The sequence below is a fragment of the Roseiconus nitratireducens genome (genome assembly GCF_008629675.1).
Lineage (GTDB): Bacteria > Planctomycetota > Planctomycetia > Pirellulales > Pirellulaceae > Stieleria > Stieleria nitratireducens.
On the sequence record NZ_VWOX01000023.1, the window covers coordinates 28,549 to 46,396 of the forward strand.

The 17,848-nt window shown below is 61.2% G+C and carries 9 protein-coding genes; 8 read left to right on the plus strand and 1 reads right to left on the minus strand.

The genetic code is table 11. The features are described from left to right. Positions 1–23: 23 nt before the first annotated feature. The gene (locus FYK55_RS25670; protein WP_161604750.1) at positions 24–3,356 is read right to left on the minus strand and encodes a DUF1583 domain-containing protein; all 3,333 of its coding nucleotides are present in this window, start codon (positions 3,354–3,356) and stop codon (positions 24–26) included. Positions 3,357–3,790: 434 nt separating this feature from the next. Here FYK55_RS25670 and FYK55_RS25675 point away from each other — a divergent pair, with 434 nt between their 5' ends. The 8 genes from FYK55_RS25675 (at position 3,791) to FYK55_RS25710 (ending at position 17,846) form a co-directional block, all read left to right on the plus strand. Continuing rightward, the gene (locus FYK55_RS25675) at positions 3,791–4,576 is read left to right on the plus strand and encodes an RNA polymerase sigma factor (protein WP_235908981.1); all 786 of its coding nucleotides are present in this window, start codon (positions 3,791–3,793) and stop codon (positions 4,574–4,576) included. 24 nt (positions 4,577–4,600) lie between these two features. Then, on the plus strand, positions 4,601–7,207 hold the full coding sequence (locus tag FYK55_RS25680; RefSeq protein ID WP_150079499.1) for a DUF1549 and DUF1553 domain-containing protein: 2,607 nt from the start codon (positions 4,601–4,603) through the stop codon (positions 7,205–7,207). Positions 7,208–7,316: 109 nt separating this feature from the next. Beyond that, on the plus strand, positions 7,317–8,648 hold the full coding sequence (locus FYK55_RS25685) for a DUF1501 domain-containing protein (RefSeq protein ID WP_150079500.1): 1,332 nt from the start codon (positions 7,317–7,319) through the stop codon (positions 8,646–8,648). Continuing rightward, positions 8,645–10,462, plus strand: coding sequence for an EF-hand domain-containing protein (locus tag FYK55_RS25690; RefSeq protein WP_150079501.1), 1,818 nt, complete (start codon positions 8,645–8,647; stop codon positions 10,460–10,462). The genes FYK55_RS25685 and FYK55_RS25690 overlap by 4 nt, the downstream gene beginning before the upstream one ends. Before the next feature lie 23 nt (positions 10,463–10,485). Then, a complete protein-coding gene (locus FYK55_RS25695) occupies positions 10,486–11,538 on the plus strand; it encodes an AAA family ATPase (RefSeq protein WP_390621779.1) in 1,053 nt (350 codons plus the stop codon). A gap of 63 nt (positions 11,539–11,601) precedes the next feature. Then, on the plus strand, positions 11,602–12,573 hold the full coding sequence (locus FYK55_RS25700; RefSeq protein ID WP_150079503.1) for a DUF58 domain-containing protein: 972 nt from the start codon (positions 11,602–11,604) through the stop codon (positions 12,571–12,573). Next, positions 12,570–14,969 (plus strand): BatA domain-containing protein, encoded by a 2,400-nt coding sequence (locus tag FYK55_RS25705; protein ID WP_150079504.1) that lies wholly within the window; start codon positions 12,570–12,572, stop codon positions 14,967–14,969. Before FYK55_RS25700 ends, FYK55_RS25705 begins: the two co-directional genes overlap by 4 nt. A 3-nt stretch (positions 14,970–14,972) precedes the next feature. Further along, complete coding sequence (locus FYK55_RS25710) at positions 14,973–17,846, plus strand: hypothetical protein (protein ID WP_150079505.1); 2,874 nt, start codon at positions 14,973–14,975, stop codon at positions 17,844–17,846. Positions 17,847–17,848: the final 2 nt, after the last annotated feature.

A 17,848-nucleotide genomic window follows, 5' to 3' on the forward strand; every position in this document is an offset into this window, starting at 1 on the left:
ACCAATGGCTGCAAGAGTCGGAATCATGGGATGATGGGAACGACGCCCTCGGGACCAGGCACCTTTCGGGGTGCGGGGGATCCGAAAAGCTGGATCCGTTTTAGAACGGCTCGGGTCGTGTGTTGGTTTTCTGCAGCAATCACTCCCAGGACGAGCGCCGCGGCATGGAGTCGATCGTCCAGCGGATAGGTGGCGATCACGGTCGTTTCCTCCGAATCTTCCTGGCAATACATAAAGTACAGCGTTTGGTTTCGTTGCGCGATCCGAAACTGCCGAGGCATTTCGACCGGAACGGTGCGGATCGGCAGATACAAGGTTTTGCCACCACGCCCCCGAGCAACGACCCGCGGACGCAGGTCCAACGCTCCGGTCCATTTTTGTCTCAAGATCAACGTCGCCTCGCGCACCCGCGGTGCTTCGGGATCCTCGACCGTGCCGTCGGCATCCTCCAGGAACACCTGAAAAAAGACTTCTCCGGAACTTCGTTCGTCGTGATCGGATTCCAACTGATTGACTTCAAAATCCACCACGATGTCAAATTCGGCCCCCAAATCCAGCCGCTTCCACAGTTGGCAGCGCCCGTTTCGGTCACCGCCACGGGCCATGATCGTGGCGCCTTCGGGTCCGGATGTCACGGCGAGGTTTTCGCCGGAGTTGGCGATCAAGCCGGCTTCGCTGGTGGTTTGATCGGTCAGATCAATTGTCTCGTTGGGATCGGACCGGTTCACCGCGTTCAGCTTCGCAATTGTCGCCGCGGAATCTTTCGGTTGCAGCAGATCAATCTGCTCCGCGCGAACCGACAAATGCGTCCATGTGGCTGATGTCTGCATGCCCTTGCCGACTTCGGTGATCAAACGCAAACCGTGAATGGCAATTCGTCCCGGGGGCACTTGCGTGGTTTTGACCAGCCGGAACGTGGGCGAATCGCCGACCGCGTGCAGCCCATAGACGAAGCCGCCCTTGCGCACCAGGCGAAGCCGTCCGGATGTGGACTCGTCGACAACATTGGCGCTGCCAATCCACTCCAACTTCCCGCCGGGATCCGTTTCTTTCTGAGTAAATGCGACGTAGTGGCGTCCCTCCATCCGACCGCGACGTCGATTGATCGCGCAGCGGTCCAGCGTTTTATTCTCAAGGTTGAAAGCCAAACCGATGCCGCAATGCCAGGTTGCTGGGACATCTGAAATCTGCAGGTCCTTGTATCCGGCGATGATATCGAAATCGCCGTCGATCATCCCGCACAGCCGCATCGATCGGACGCCTTCGGCGGGGGTCCGCAGAACCCGAACGCCGTCGGCATTCGGAGTGACCGAGGTTTCGTCTCCCTCGAAATCAAACAGCTCCGGTGGCACGCCCGTTCTAAAATCGTGCGAGAATCGTTCGGGCAAGGCTTTCCCGGCAGCGTCCAACTGGGCGACCCGTTCAGAAGCCATCGGCTGCTGATCGATCGCGGGGATTCTTTGCGGCCAATCGCCGGACAGCACAACGTTGCGGACGACGGCGCGGGTTTGGTCGCGGTAGTGAAACAACCCGAAGGTCCGTGACTGATCGTCGGAAATCGTTCGTCTGCCGACAAATCGACCGTTCAGCCATAGACCGACGGCTCCGTCGCTCAGCCGCAATTCGGCCTGGTTCCAGCCCCGACGCAAATCCGGTGGCGAATACGCTGCGTCGGTATCACTGGCCATGGGTGCCGTTGCGTCAGGCCGCGAAGTCGATCGTTCGTACTTGCCATCGGTCAAACGATGCAAGCGAACTCCATCGGGCGAAATCAAAAAGGCGATTTGTCCGACTGCGGGATGCACCATGGCCACGCCGGGCTCGTATCGGAACTCGTAGCGGATCTGTGCATCCCAGCTGATCGGGCGCACGTAATACAACAGTTCTTCCTGAAAACTTCCGGGGACGGCGGCGGTGGATTCGCTGAGCAATTCCAGTGATTGATCGCTGCCGATGACCGCATTCCAATTACCCAGCCCCGCATGGATGTCCGATTGATAGTAGCTGGCCCAACCGCTGAGCGACTGGTCGGCCAACAGGGCAATCGATTCCGGGATCGCCCCCGATCCGATCAAGTGCACGTTGCGGATTTCGGAAGCCGTGCGACGCCAGCTGCGAATGGCGGCCCACGGGACGGGTGACCCCTCGGCGGAATGTTCAAAGAGCACGCGGCCGTTGAACTCGTGCCGTGTCATGGCATCGTGAACGGTGACCCGCAAGTGGCTTTCTGTTTCGGTTGGTGCCGCGGGAGGTGACAGTTCGATTTCTCGATCGCCCTTGGCGTCGCGGCCGAGGCTGACTTTCTGATTCCCGCGAATGGGTTTGGCGGACACGCCGTGAACCATCAACTCGGAAAACGCTCCCGGTCGCGTCGCCACGTCGCAATTGATCTCGAAAGCGCTGGGTACCGCGCCGCGGTAAGCGAGGTAGTCGACTTCATGACCGGAAATCTTGGTCGCCCCTTGGGAATCGATGCGGAATCGCGGCAAGGGACGCGCAAGTCCGTGAGTCGCCGCATCGACCCGGCTGAACACTTCGAATTCCGATTGCGGTGTCCGATCGGCCGTACCGGAGTCACCAGGATCGGTGGGAACGCGGCCGGCCAACAAACGCAAGTAGTCGTAGAGCACATCCAGCTGTGGATCGGGTTGGTAGTACTGAAGCTCGCCAAACGCGCCGAAAAGATCGCGGCGAACCAGATGCGACGTGCGTGGTTCTTCAGTGGCCATCCACAACACCAGCAGATCGCACCAGCCTTGCCGGATCGCATCGGAATCTTCGGGCTTCCGTTGAGCAGCAAACCGATCGTCCAACCGCTTGGCGACCGCGGATGCATCACCGGAGACGATCTCGATCAGGGTCAACAACGTCGCCTGATTCTTCTGCTGCCGCGGGTCGACCGGTCGAAATCGTTGAAGCCGTTTCCGCAGATCATCCAATCGGCCCAGTTGCTGGGCGACGCGAATCAATTGACGAGCGGGCGAAGCGATCCACTCCGATTCCGGAAAGTCACGCAGATCCGTCACGGCTGGGTCGGCACGATCGATCGACCGTCCCTCCCCACGGCGAAACGTTCCGCCGAGCCGAAACCCGTGACCGTTGCCCGGCAACACCCATTCACTCAGTGCCTTCAGCTTCGACTCGGCAGGCATCGTCCGCGACCGGTCGCAAACCGCGGCGGCATTCCCCGCCAACACCGATTCGCCGATCAGTTGGGCGAGCGCCGCCGAATCGGACGGAGGACTGCGATGCGTCGCATGGGTGGTCAATCTGTCGCTCGCCACCGTGTCGCTCGCCCCGTCGCCGATCAGCACGTCGCCGATCAGCACGTTGCCGATCACCGCGTCGTCGATCAACGCCGTCGGAAATTCGGCAGCCGGCAGGGAGGACGGTATCAGGAGCCAAACGACGAAGAACGACGTCGGATTTAGGCTCCGCGCCGAATGCTGCCGCGTGGGTCGGGAGGAGAAGATTCGCGGGGGGCGGAGAAGTCGCATCGTCCGACGGTGGTGGCTGGACGTGAGGGGCGCAGGGTGATCGCGGGCTCCCGACAACCTAGAATCGCAGCAGCCAACAAGACGAAGTCGGACCGAGAGCCGGTTTTCACGCGATTTTTTTTGGGCGAATTCCGCTGCCACCCGGCCGACCGGCGATAATTCTACTTTTTCCGGGCATCCGCCGCGTGATTCTACCCGCGGGGCCGACTGACAGGGCACAACGCCGACGGACAGGGCACAAGCATGCAACAACCACGTGGCAGCCGCGGACACGGGGACTGGCGAGGCCAATTTTGAACAATGCCGACTTTATCGACGGTTTGCGGAACCAGGATCCGGCTGCGGCGAAACACCTCAACGAGTGCTTCGTTCCGTCGGTGTGGCGATTCGTCTTTTTTCGCGTCGACCGGAATGCGCACCTGGCTGAAGACATCGTCGCCGAAACGGTCTTGCAATTGATTTCGGCGGCGGCTTCCGAAGTCGCCATTGAGAACCCGGGCGCGTGGTTGCGGACCGTTGCCGCGCGGCGCGTCCAAGACCATTATCGCGCCGCGGCGCGGGTCCAGCACTTGATCGAGCAGGCCGCCCAGCAGGCGGAGCGTACCGACGATCAGGATCCCGCGCGGATGCACGACACCAAATTGAAGCGACAGTGCGTGCGGGAAGCGATGGACGGATTGCCAGACACCTACCGCATGGCTTTGGAATGGAAGTACATCGAACAGCTCACCGTTCAAGTGATTGCCCAACGGCTGGACACCTCGCACAAGGGTGCCGAATCGATCCTGTTTCGGGCCCGCAACGCGTTGCGAAAACGATTGCAATCCGAAGCACCCTCGCCGCCGGGACCGCAAGCGGCTGGCTCACCGAATTCCCAATCGTCGACGGACGTCGCCTCGAATCCGTCCGGCGCACCGTCAAATGCCCCCGGCAATACACCGGGTCCTCCCGGCAATATTCCGGATCCACCCGGCAAAATCCCGGACCAACAAGAACCATCCGCCGATGACCCTCGCCGAACGTCGATGCAAGAACGCCCGACCCTGTTCTTATCGCCCCGTTTCGCACGTGAATCGTGAACTGAGGTAGCACAGGAGCGATCCATGACTCAGGAATTGACATCCAATCCGCCGCCTGACGATTTCGACGCAATCGATCGGGACGAACTCGGCAACGACGACGACGCGCTGGTCGCTGCGATGTTGTCCGAGGCGTACGATGCGCCGCCGGTTCCCAGCACGTTGGCCCAACGGCTGGACGACGGAATCGCGGAACAGTGGGGAGCCTCACCGGGGCTGGCTCCACGACGTCGCGGCGTGGTCGCACTTGCCGGCAGCACGCGACAATCAATCGTGCGAGTCTGGCCGCTGGTCGCCGGGCTGGCCGCGGTGATTCTGTTCGCAGTTTTCTTGACCGGCGGCTCCGGGAACTACGCGTGGGCGACCGTGGTCGACGCGATTCGACAACAAGGATTGATCCAGATTCAACAATCCGACAGCACACGGTGGCTGGACCTTTCCAAGCAAGTGGCCGGCGAACAGAACCGCCAGCACGTTCGCTGGATCGATTTGAAGAAGCGGACCGTGGTCACGCGTGTGGGGCATTCGATCCAATCTCGGTCGCTGCCCCCGGCGACGGCGACCGGATCCCAGGATGAATCATTGCTGGCGGCCTTTTTGTGTGGAGAATCGATTTCGGTCGACACGGTGGAACGCTTTCGCGGCGTTCGGGTCCTGAAACAGAACTGGGATCGTCGCGAGAAACACGACGAGCAGTTCGTGGACCTGCGTGTGCAGTTGAAAACAGAAGCGGACAAACGTTACTCGTTGGCCTTGCACCTGAATCCAAAGTCCGGGTTGCCGGTCGCGGTCGGATCCACGACGTCCAAAGAACAGATCCCCGTGGCAAACGTCGCGATCGAGTACCCCAACGAATCGACCGAAGCGTTCCGGGTGGCTCGACTGGAATCCGAACCAGAAAGCCGGACCACCGATCGGACCGACACGGCCGACCGGGAGCGTTCCGATGCCGACGGCAACGACCAAGGCCGCTCGGAGGCGGATCCCGCCCTGACGCCTGGCGATGCCGTCGCACCTTCGCAGCCCTCCGCCCAGGTGTCGCAGAATGTCGCCAGCTTGCCGATCGGGGCGGCCAAACAATGGCTGCCGGTGCAGGTGGTTTCGCGCAGCGACGCCGACGTCTCCTTTGCGGTTGACGCGTCGCTGGAGAAGTTGTGGGCGGACAACGACGTCCAGCCGGTCCGCACGGCAACCGACTTGCAGCTGTTGCGACGTGCCTACCTGGATCTTGCCGGCAGAATCCCGACCGTGACGGAAGTTCGGTCGTTCTTGAACGCACCCGAAGAGGATCGCTATGAGCGATTGGTGGATCAACTGCTCGACAGCCCGGACCACGCCTCACAACTCGCGGCGGTGTGGCGTTCGTTCTTGATTCCCGAAGGCGTCGACCTGGATGCCTTTGGCGGTCGCCAAGCGTTTGAGAAATGGTTGGCGGGTCGCTTTGCCGCCGGTGAACCGTACGACCAGATCGTTCAGAAACTGTTGTTGGCTGACGGCCGATTGTCGCAATCCGGTCCCCTGCTGTTTTACTCGGCGCTCAAGCTGGACGCCCACCAACTGGCCGCCCGCACGTCTCGGGTCTTTCTGGGTATGCGGTTGGAATGCGCCCAATGCCACGACCATCCGTTCGAGTCCTGGACGCAAAAGGATTTTTGGAGCTTTGCGGCGTTCTTCGCTCGCATCTCACGTCCCAAGGGCGAGCTGGAATCGGTGTCGACGGTCATGCGTGTCCAAGACATCAATCGAGGCGAGGTGATGTTGCCGGAAACGGACATCGTCGTCGCGCCGCGATTCCTGGGAGAACCAAACACGCCGGCTGAGTCCGATCCCGATGGCGGTGCATCGGCCCGTCGTGACCGTTTGGCAAGTTGGCTGACCGATCCGCAGAACCCGTATTTCGCTAGGGCAACCGTCAACCGCGTCTGGAGCCAATTGCTGGGCCGCGGCATCGTCGATCCGGTCGATGACTTTGGTGAAAACAACCCGCCGGTCTCACCGGAGCTGCTGGATGTTTTGGCCAGCCAGTTCATCGACAGCGGATTCGATTTGAAAACGCTGATCCGCACGATCGCGCTCTCCAAGGCCTATCGGTTGTCCAGCGGTTCGGAAGGACAATCAACCTCGGAAGACGATGCCGAGCAGCGGTTGGAGTTGTTTGCCCAGATGAACGTGAAGACGTTGACGGCGGAACAGCTTTATGACTGCATCGCGGTGGCAACGCTTTTGGACCAGAACAACGGCGGCGGGATGGAGGACTACACGCTGCAGAGATTCGGCAACACCCAGCGGGAAGCCTTTTTGCAACAGTTTTCAACGCCGGCGGCAAGCCGATCGGAATACTTGTCGGGCATCCCGCAGGCGTTGATGTTGATGAACGGATCGCTGACCAACGGCGCGACCGGGGAACAGAGCAGCGGCTTGATACGGTCCCTGCAAGCACCCTTCTTTACCGACCGCCAACGCATCGATGTGCTGTTCATGGCAACGCTGTCCCGGCCGGCCAGTCCGGAGGAAGCCGACCTGTTGGCGGAGTTCGCCCCCGCGGACGCTTCGCCGGAGCAACGCACCGCCGCGATGTCGGATCTGCTTTGGGCATTGATCAACAGCTCGGAGTTCACCTTCAACCACTAATCCCCAGCGATCCTCCTGCTCTTCAAAACGTTTGGCCTGTGCCAACGCCACCGGCGGGACGCCTCCCGCAACCTCCTCGACTCACACAACCGCCTTGGGAATCTGATCCATGTCGCACCTTCTGAACCGACGAGCCTTGATTGAATCGATGGCTGCCGGCTTGGGCACCGTCAGCGCCAGCGGCTGGTTTCCGGCATTCGCCCAGGCCGCCGCGGCGGACCCGAACCGACGCCGACACTGCATCTTGCTGTGGATGAGCGGCGGTCCGACGCAAACGGACACGTTCGACATGAAGCCGAACCATGAAAACGGGGGCGAGTTCCAGGAAGTCCAGACCGCCGTCCCCGGTTTGCGGTTCAGTGAACACCTGCCCAAGCTGGGACAAATGTCTGACAAGCTGGCGGTTCTGCGGGGCCTGTCGACCAAGGAGGGCGACCACGGTCGCGGGACCTATCTGATGCGAACCGGGCAAAAACCGATGGGACCGATCCAGTACCCTTGCATCGGTTCCTCACTGGCCAAACAGCTGGCCGAAGACGAACTGACGCTGCCCAGCAACGTCAGCATTGGAACCTACCGGGCTTTCAACCAGGACGCGTTCAGCCCCGGCTTTCTGGGGCCGCGGTTCGGCCCCCTGTTCGTCGGTGCGGCGGACGTTCCCGGTGCGGTGGTCAACGACGACGAAGGGTTCCCCAACCTGCAGGTTCAGTCACTGCAGCGAGCCGGCGGAATCACCGACCAACGCATGCAACAACGGCTGAAGATCTGGCGGCGCCTGCAATCCCAATTCGTTTCGACGCGTCAGGCCGGCGCTGCCGGGACCCACAACGAAGTCTACGAGGGTGCCGTCCAGTTGATGAACAGTGACGACGCCAAAGCGTTCGATCTGTCCGGGGAACCAAAGAAACTGCGGGAAGCGTACGGGGCAAACGTTTTCGGTCAGGGTTGTTTGATGGCCCGTCGTTTGATCCAGCGCGGGGTCCCCTTCGTTGAGGTTTCACTGGGCACCAACAGCGGCGGTGTCGGCTGGGACACGCACAGCGACAACTTCAACGCCGTCGAGCGGCTGTCAAAAGTGCTGGACGACGGTTGGGGAACGCTGATGCGCGACTTGGAAGACCACGGATTGTTGGAATCGACCACGATCCTGTGGATGGGTGAATTCGGCCGCACCCCGTCGATCAATTCCACCGGCGGACGCGACCATTTCCCCAACGCGTGGACCAGCGTGTTGGCCGGCGGAGGCATCGCGGGCGGTCAAGCCTACGGAGCGACCAGCGCTGACGGCCAGGCCGTGGAATCCGGGCAGATCGGCGTGCAGGATCTGCTGAGCACCCTGTGCAAGGCTTTGGGTCTGGGTGGTGCACCGAGCAACATGTCGCCCAGCGGACGTCCGATCCCAATTTCCGAAGGCAACGTGATCGAGGACGTCCTGGCATGATTCCCTTTCGGTCCCGAATTCCCGTTTCCGTTGGTCTGGCAGTTTGCCTGGCAACACTGGTGGCAATCCATCTGGCGTGCGCCCGTGCGTTGACCGCCGACGAGCCCGCCGCGTCGCCCGAGGAGGTTTCGCTGCCGGTGACGACGTCGGTCAAGTCGATCGCTCGGGCGTCCAGGCCGTCACCAGATGCCGGCATGCCGGATTTGATGCAAAGACCGGCGGCACCGGCCACGCTGCCGGCCGAACGGTTCCCGCAATACCGAACCGGTTACCATCGCGCGGAAGGGTTCTCCAGCGCCACCGATCGGAGTGGCGAGATCCGCTTCCTGCTGAACGATCCGTCCCTGGTCGAACGGGTCGGGCGCCCCTTGCTGATCACCGTGACCGCCTTCCTTGACGGAAAACCGTTCACCGAGAGGTTCCAAGACAAAAGCAAAGCGCTGGTTGCCCTCCCGCTCAGCGATCCGGCAACGGACTCGGGTTCTGGCTCGCCCGAGAATTCTGATGCACCCGAAAGCAACCCGCTCTCCGACACACCGGAGGCCGACCCACCGGAGGCGTCGTCACCGCCCGACCCGGCGGAGCAAACGGAGCCCGAGAGCGATGCCGCAGCGTCCCCTTCCGAGCAAGATGCTTCCGAGCAAGATGCGGGATCCGACGATGCTTCCGCCGACGATCCTCCTGAGGAATCGCCAACAACGGAGCCCCCGACGCAGCCCCCGTATCAGCTGGCGAGTTCCGCCGAAGAAACGATGCGGCGTTATCGAGCCGCCGTTGGTGAAGACGTCACCGCCGCGGAAGCGGAGTGGATGCTGACGCATTGGGTCGACGGCCCGTCGCTGTTGGTATTGCACCCGTACTTCCAAGGTTTTCGCGCCGACCAACGCCCGGCATTCCGCGTGCTCGATCGCGACGGCGACGGTACCGTTTCGAAGGAGGAATTGGCAACGGCCAAGGAAACGCTTCAGCAATGTGACGCCAACCGCGACGACGTCGTGGACGTGTTGGAGATTTCTCGCTCACCCGCGGCTACAAGCGGTCAAGACGTCCCGCCGCCCCCGCAACCGGTTCTGATCCTGGTCTCCGAACTGCAGAGCATCATCAACGGACAGATCGAGCAGTTTGAACCCTGGCGTTCTTTCGATTCGGACGGCAACGAGAACATCGATGCCGACGAGCTGGAGACGCTGGCTTCACGCCGACCGGACATCGAACTTGCGGTCCGCTTCGACACCCAGGAAAACGGGCATTCGAAATTGCGTTTGACCGCTGTCGCGGCTGAGCTCCGCCCGGCACTGCAGGTGACGACGCAGGCTGGCGAAATCGAGCTCCGGTGGCCCGGCGCCACGCTGAATTTCGCGGCAGTCCAGGGCGCCGCATCGGACCAGATTTCCGTCGGCGCGGTGATCGATGGGTATCCCCTGTTGCCAGCCTTGGACCCCAACGGCGACGGCCGTCTGACGATCCGCGAATTGCGTCAATTGGACCAATCCTTGAATCGTTTCGACAGCGACCAGGACGGCCAGCTGACGGCAGCCGAGACCCGACCGCCGGTGCGGGTCTGCTTCGGGCTTGGCGGAACGGTCCATCGAGAACTGGCCGGCATTCGAACCACCCCGCCCGGCGAAGTCGCGCCGATCGTGACGGGGCCGGAATGGTTCGTTCGCATGGATCGCAATCACGACAACGACTTGACACGCCGCGAATTCCCCGGAACCGCGGAGCAATTTGATTCTTTGGACGCGGACGGTGACTCTCTGGTCAGCGCCGCCGAAGCGAACACATTCGACGCCAAATCCAAAAACGCAGAATAACGATGGCCAACCGTCTTGATGAAATGACCAAGCCCAGTTCCAACGGGCCGCTGAAGAAGACAAACGATCAAACGATCGACGTGTCCCAGGCGGTTGATCAACTGCACGAACACATGACCACGCTGCGGTCGCAATTGAGCGGCATCATCGTCGGCCAGGAGGCCGTGGCAGAACAACTGTTGATCGGATTGCTCTGCCGCGGACACTGCATCCTTCAGGGGATGCCCGGACTGGCCAAAACGATGCTCGTGTCCACCTTGGCATCGTTGACCGACCTGACCTTCCGGCGGGTTCAATTCACGCCGGATCTGATGCCCGGCGACATCACGGGAACCGAAGTTCTGGAAGAGGATCACACGACGGGAAAACGCGTGTTTCGCTTCGTCGAAGGCCCCCTGTTCGGCAATGTGATTCTGGCCGACGAAATCAACCGCACGCCGCCGAAGACTCAGAGCGCTCTGCTGGAAGCGATGCAGGAGCGTCAATTGACGGTGTGCGGACAGACCTATCAACTTCCCGACCCGTTCTTCGTCCTGGCGACGCAAAACCCGGTTGAAACCGAAGGCACCTATCCGCTGCCGGAGGCTCAACTGGACCGCTTCCTGCTGAAGATCCACGTGCGATACCCCAGCCGCGAAGAAGAACTGGAGATCGCGCGACGGCAGACGACCGACTACCACTTTGAAACCAAGAAGGTGTTGGACGAACAACAAATTCAACAAATGCAATCGCTGGTGCGCAGCGTGGTGGTCTCCGATCACGTCTACAACGCCGCCCTGGATCTGGTGCGTGGAACGCGACCGGAAGAAGGGACGATGTCGGCCGAATTGAAGAACATGGTCCAGTGGGGCGCCGGGCCTCGCGCGACGATCTCACTCCTGATGGCGGCCAAAGCGAGGGCCTTGCTCAACCGTCGCTGTCACACCACCAGTGAAGACTTGATCGCTGTGGCCCCGCCGGTGCTGCGTCATCGAATCATCCTGACGTTCAACGCGGAAGCGGCGGGCGTCGACGCCGACTCCGTCTTGGAAAGGATCATTGCCGAAACCCCGTCCCTGAAGAAGAGTTCCGTTTGAGACGACGTCCGCCGGTCATCAACTTCCCAACCAGATCCCCACCTCCGCTTGCCCCCGATCCCGATGTTCCGTCTCTTTCAACGTCGCAAAGCCGAGACGCCCATCCCGGAGACACGTTCCGTGTCACCGGGATACGCCGAGCTTGTCGACCCGCAAGTGATGGATCAGATCGGACACCTGGAACTGTTGTCGCGGAGCGTGGTCGACGGTTTGTTGGCGGGCAAACATCGTTCCAGCACCAAGGGCGGTTGCTGCGAGTTCGCGCAACACCGCCAGTACGCACCGGGCGATGAAATTCGGCAGATCGATTGGCAGGTCTACGCCAGGAACGATCGGTACTTCATTCGTCAGTTCGAAGAAGAAACCAATTTGCATGCGATGTTGGCCGTCGACGCCAGCGGTTCGATGCAATTCGGATTGTCCACGCCCAGCAAATTGGAGTTCGCTAAGCAGGCGGCCGCCTGTTTGGCCCGGTTGTTGTTGCACCAGCGCGACGCCGTGGGCTTGACCGTGCTGCACGAAGAACGCGGGATGTTCATCCCGGCCAAACAACATGCGGCGCATTTGCGGGCGATCCTGGCGACGCTGCAATCGGCCCGTGCCAGCGGAGCCGGCGGTTTGGGAGCCCAAATCCAGCACTGCGCGGCTCGTCAACGGCGTCGTGGACTATTCGTCCTGTTTTCCGACTGCTTCGGGGACCTGCAGGAACTTGCCACGGCCCTGAAGATCGTTCGCGCCCGCGGCCACGACGTGGTCGTGATGCACGTTCTGGCGCCCGAAGAATTGTCGTTCGATTTTCGTCGCTGGTCGGCTTTCGAATCGCTGGAGGTCTCCGGACAACGGATCCAACTGGATCCACCGGCGGTGCGCGCCCAGTACCTGCAACGGATCGGTCGCTTTCTGGCCGACCTAGAGGAATTGGTGGTCGGCTTGGGAGGAGACTATGTCCGCCTGTCGACCGCTTCGGATCTGGCTGACGCACTGGGCTGGTTTTTGCGCAATCGATCAGCGCGTCGGGGGGCGGTTCACCGATGAGCTTCCTGAGCATCGCCTTTCTGATGGCCCTTCCCCTGGCCGCCGCACCGCTGCTGCTGCATTTCTTCGATCGCCGTCGCAATGCGGTGATTCATTGGGGGGCCATGCAGTTCTTGATCGAGGCATCGACGCGCAAGACGAGCGCCCGCCGGTTGAAACAATGGCTGCTGCTGTTGTTGCGTTGCCTGGCCATTGCCGCCTTGATCTTTGCCTTGGCCCGTCCGCTGATCCCGGCCGGCTACCTCGGCTCGCGCGGCGAAGGCGAAACCGTTTTCGTGGTCGACAATTCGATGTCGATGCTGCGAGAAACCGATTCGGGCACGATGATCCAACAGGCGGTGCGACGCGGACAAGAGATGCTTTCCGATCTGTCCCGAACGGAAGAAGTTCGGATTCTGACGACGGCCCCCTATCCCGTCTGGGCCAGCGCCGGAACCGTGCGAAGTGATTCCAGAAACCGTCAATGGATTGCGTCGCAGTTGGACCAGTTGAATGCCACCGAGGGACGCAGCGACTTGCTGGCCGCGCTGTTCACGGCGGTCCAGGCCGAGCACAAGCCCAGTCTTTCGTCGCGGCGGATCGTGCTGCTGACCGACGGCCAATCTGCGGATTGGCGTCTGGAAGACCGTGCGGGTTGGAACCGGCTTCATGACGTTCTGAACGAATCGCCGGTTCGCACCGAAATCGAGATCGTGCGATTGGACCAGGCGAGTCAAGCAGCGTCGAAGGGGAACATCGGCGTCGACGAGATTTCAATCGATCGTTTGATGGTCGGGGTCGGACAGCCCGTCACGGCAATCGCAACACTGCACAATTACGACGCCGCCGCCTCTCAGACTTCGCAGCTTGTCTGGCAGGTGGACGGTGAATCGAAGCGCGAGCAAGCGATCGACCCGATCGAAGGGGAGCAAACCGCCCAGGCCAATTGGACGCACACCTTTGATGCCCCCGGCACCTATCAGTTGCGTTGCCAGATCGAGCATGACGACGATTTGCCCCCCGACAATCAATCGACACTGGTCGTCCAGGTGGTGCAGAGCGTTCCGATCGTGATCGTGGAGAGCGCCTTCGAATTGGCAGAGATGCAACAGGATTCGTATTTCATCCAGGCTGCCCTGGGATGGATCGATGGCCGCCCCCTGGATGAATCGTCGATCTACGTGCCCACGCTGGTGTCGCCGGACGAATTGGCGACCACGGATTTGACCGAGCAGCGCGTCGTGGTGATCCCCAACCTGACTCGAATGAGTGACGACGGAATCGAAAAGTTGACCGAGTTCGTTGCCGAGGGCGGCGGGCTTTGGGTCGGCCTGGGACCGCGAACGGACGTTGATCGCTTCAATCAGCAATGGTTCGCCGAGGCGAGCGGCTTGGCACCACTGAGAATCGATCGCATCGTGGATTCGGCGCCGGTGGAGTTGACCGGACAAGGGTTTGCCGAACAAGGGTTTGCCGAAGAGATGGACACAGCCCCGGCGGACGGGCGTCAACTTCGGATCGATCCGTTCCGAAGCGAACATCCGGCCACACGACAGCTGGCCGATGATCAGCAATTGGACCTGTCCGATGCCATGGTCGATCGGTACTTTCAATTTGTCCTGGGCGAAGACCCGAGCGCTGTTTCGGTTTTGTTGCGTCTGAACAACGGACAGCCGCTGGTCGCGGAAAACTTCATCGGACGAGGGCGCGTCCTCGTCCAAGCGATTCCGCTTCGGTTGCAATGGAGTGACCTGGCGCGCACGCAATCTTTTGTGGTGATGGTCCGGGACTGGATCGACTATCTGGCTCAGCCACGGGCAACTCAATTCAATCTGGATCCGGGGCAGCCGATTGTGATGCGTTTGGCCGACGCAACGGCAAACGGTAGCGAGGCGGGGACGGGCACCGAAGCTCCCACGGCACTGTTGCGAACGCCTCAAGGCGATGCGGTCGAATTGGCGGCCCAACGTCGGGACGACGCGTTTGTGTTTCAATCCAGTCGCACGCGGCTTCCCGGAGAGTACCAATTGGAAATCGGACTTTCCGATCGCCCGATCCCGTTTCACGTGCGACGGTCCGCCGAAGAATCCAACCTGGAGCGGTTGAATTCCGACGCCTGGCAGCAGATCGCTGCCGCGACGACCGCCAACCCTTCACCGGAGAGCATGTCGGCCAGAGCTTCGTCCCAATCGGATCCCGTGTGGCCCTACCTGCTGCTCGGATTGATCGGCTTGATCGCCTGTGAATTGGTGCTGGCGGGGATTCTGTCCCGGGAACGTTTTGGTTCGGCCGGCATTCCTGAATACTCCGATATGGATTCGCCGATGGTCCCGCCAGCCGCTGATCCGGGCGACACCAACCTCCACAGCGCAGCGACGCCGCAGAGCGCCCACAGCCGTCCGGCGGAGGTGGTTTGAACGATGAATGCGACGGAAACCATCCGAAACGAATACCTGGCGTTCGGTCATCCCTTCAGTCTTCCGTCACTGATTCTGGTCGGGTTGGCATGTTTGGCAATCATGCTGGGGACGCTGTACCGGGAGCGTCGCGTGCTGGGACGCCGCACCACACTCGCGTTTTCCGCGTTGAGAATCGTTGCCGTGGCGACCGTCTTCTGGATGCTGTTGGCACCGACCAATGTGTTGGAGGAATCCACCACCACCCGCAAGGCGGTGGTGATGGTGGCCGACGCGAGTGCCAGCATGACCATCGTCGATCCCCAGGGATCCGCCGATGATCGGCGTTGGTTCACGGTCGAAAACGAGGAACAATCGAATGCGGCGATTGGTCGGGCGATTGCCTTGACGGACCGGGCAATCGCGGCAATGGGAATCGCACACCGAGAATTGTCCGATTCGATTGCCGAACTGCAGCAGCACGGAACACAGCAAGAGGTCAATGATCATTTGGCGCGTTCCAGCCGAGCGGTGACGCGTGCCAGAGGGCACCTTGCCGAACTCGCCGATCTGTCGCCGGGACTGGAACCGTCGGTCGATCGCGAGACCGATGTCGCGTCCCTGTTGCGACGGCTGAACGGATTGCTGGAAAGTCCCGAATTCGATTCGCTGGCGGATTTGGCCGATGCTTTGAACCGCGGCGGTGCCCCGAAGGAAATGGGCTGGCGAGAAGGTCTTCCCGATTTGACGGCGCGCGTCGTGACCACGCGGCGTGTCTTTCAAGAGCTCGCCACGCAGCTGGTTTCATCGGACGACCTTTCCTCCAGCGCTCCGGCAAGTGATCTGGCAATCTTCCGTGGCCGATCGCGAAGTGAACGTCTGGCGAACTACCTGGACCACTTTCAGCGTTCGGCCGGAGAGGCCATCGATCAATCGGCTGACCTGCGGTGGAGCGCGTTCGCGTCCGGCTCACAGGATTTCTCGGGAGATTCCGATGCAACCCGCTTTCTGAAGGGTTTACGAGACCGCGAGGACGTGCCGCGGCAGACCGATCTGAGTTCTGCGTTGCGACATGTGCAGCAGTTGGCACAACGTCAACCGATCGCGGCCACGTTTGTCTTGTCGGACGTGGCGCACAATCACTCCGAGGCCGCCGGTCCGACCCAAATCGCCGCACAGCTAAAGGACACACCGGTCTACATGGTCCCGATCGGCAATCCGTCGCGATTGCGCGATGTCGATCTGGTCTCCGTCAGCGCACCGACGGTTGCCATGCGGAACGATGACGTGGTGATCGAAGCCCACCTTGGCATTTATCAGTGCCTGGGGGAAACCTGCACCATTCAGCTGTTGCGTGACGGCGAGGTCGTTGATTTCCGCAACGTGCTGGTGGATTCGGATTCAGAAAGTCGAAGCATCCGATTCGACCAGCGGGTCTCGGAGATCGGCCGGGAGACATTTCAAATCGCGGTCCAACCGGTCGACGGAGAAATGACGACCGAGAACAATTTTGATGAGATTGAGATCAATGTCACTCGCAGTGACATCAAGGTTCTGTTGGCGGACGAGATGCCGAGGTGGGAATACCGCTACCTGGCGCAGTTGTTTCGGAGGGACCCGAAGGTTGAGTTGGACGAGTTGCTGTTTCATCCTCGACAGATCGCCACGGGCCGCCGCGAACCATCCGGGACATTTCCCGTCACGGTCGACCAATGGAATCAATACGATGTGGTGATCCTGGGCGACCTGCCCGTCGAACACCTGCCCGTCGCCAGCCAGGAATCGCTGATCAAGTACCTGCGTTCCAGGGGCGGCACGCTGATCATGATCGCCGGCGATCGATCCATGCCCCAGAATTTTGTCGACTATCCGTTGAAGGACGTGGTCCCCGTCCGACCGATCGATGCGGGCGTCGCCGACGCGACCAATTACGCCTTTCGCGTGACCGAGGCGGGGCGGTCGCACGCCGCATTGATGATCGGGGAAACCGAACAAGCGACGCGGGACGCCTGGGATTTCGTCAACCGCTTTTCGCCGCTGCACAAGGTGTCACGTTGGCGAACGCCGCTGCCGACCGCTCGCAGTTTGATTGCCGCCGTGCCGCGTGAAAGTGCCTTGATTGAGGATGCGGATGCCATCAGAGAATCCGCCTTCCTGTGTTGGCAACCGGTTGGCAGGGGACGTGCCGTGTACCTTTCCGGCCCGGATACCTATCGGCTACGTTTCCTGCGCGGTGACCGCCTGCACTATCGGTTTTGGGGACAATTGATGCGGTGGGCGATCGCGTCGGATCTATCCGCGGGAGACCGCACCGTCCGCATCCGCACCGGCAAATCGCTGTATGAAACGGACAGCGTGATCGACGTCGAAGTGGAACTGAACGATGCGGACGGTGAACCCGTTGTCCGCGACGACTTGGACGATGACGCACTGTCCTTGCAGGTGGCTTCGGCCGACACCCAGCGTGAGGTCCCGCTATCGGCCGATCCGGAACGACCGGGGGTCTACCGCGCCGAACTGCGTTCGCTGCCTCCCGGCGTCTACCAGGCTGAACCGAAAGGAAGTCTGATCGACACGCTGCGTGCGACCGAATCTGCCGAGCCGTCCGCCCAACCGGACGACCCCATCGCGACATTCACCGTCCAGGCGGATTTGCCCGCCGAACTGGTTGACACCCGATGCAATCGCGTGCTGGCCGGACAATTGGCGGAGCTGACCGGAGGCCAGGTGTTGCCGCCGACGGCCATCGAGGAGGTGCTGGCGCTCACCGACCTGGAACCGGTGGTGACGCATCACGTTGGACGCCAACCGCTGTGGTTACGTTGGCGATATCTGTGGCTTGTGTTTGGATGCCTGCAAGTCGAGTGGATCGTTCGCAAGTGGAGAGGGCTTTCTTGATC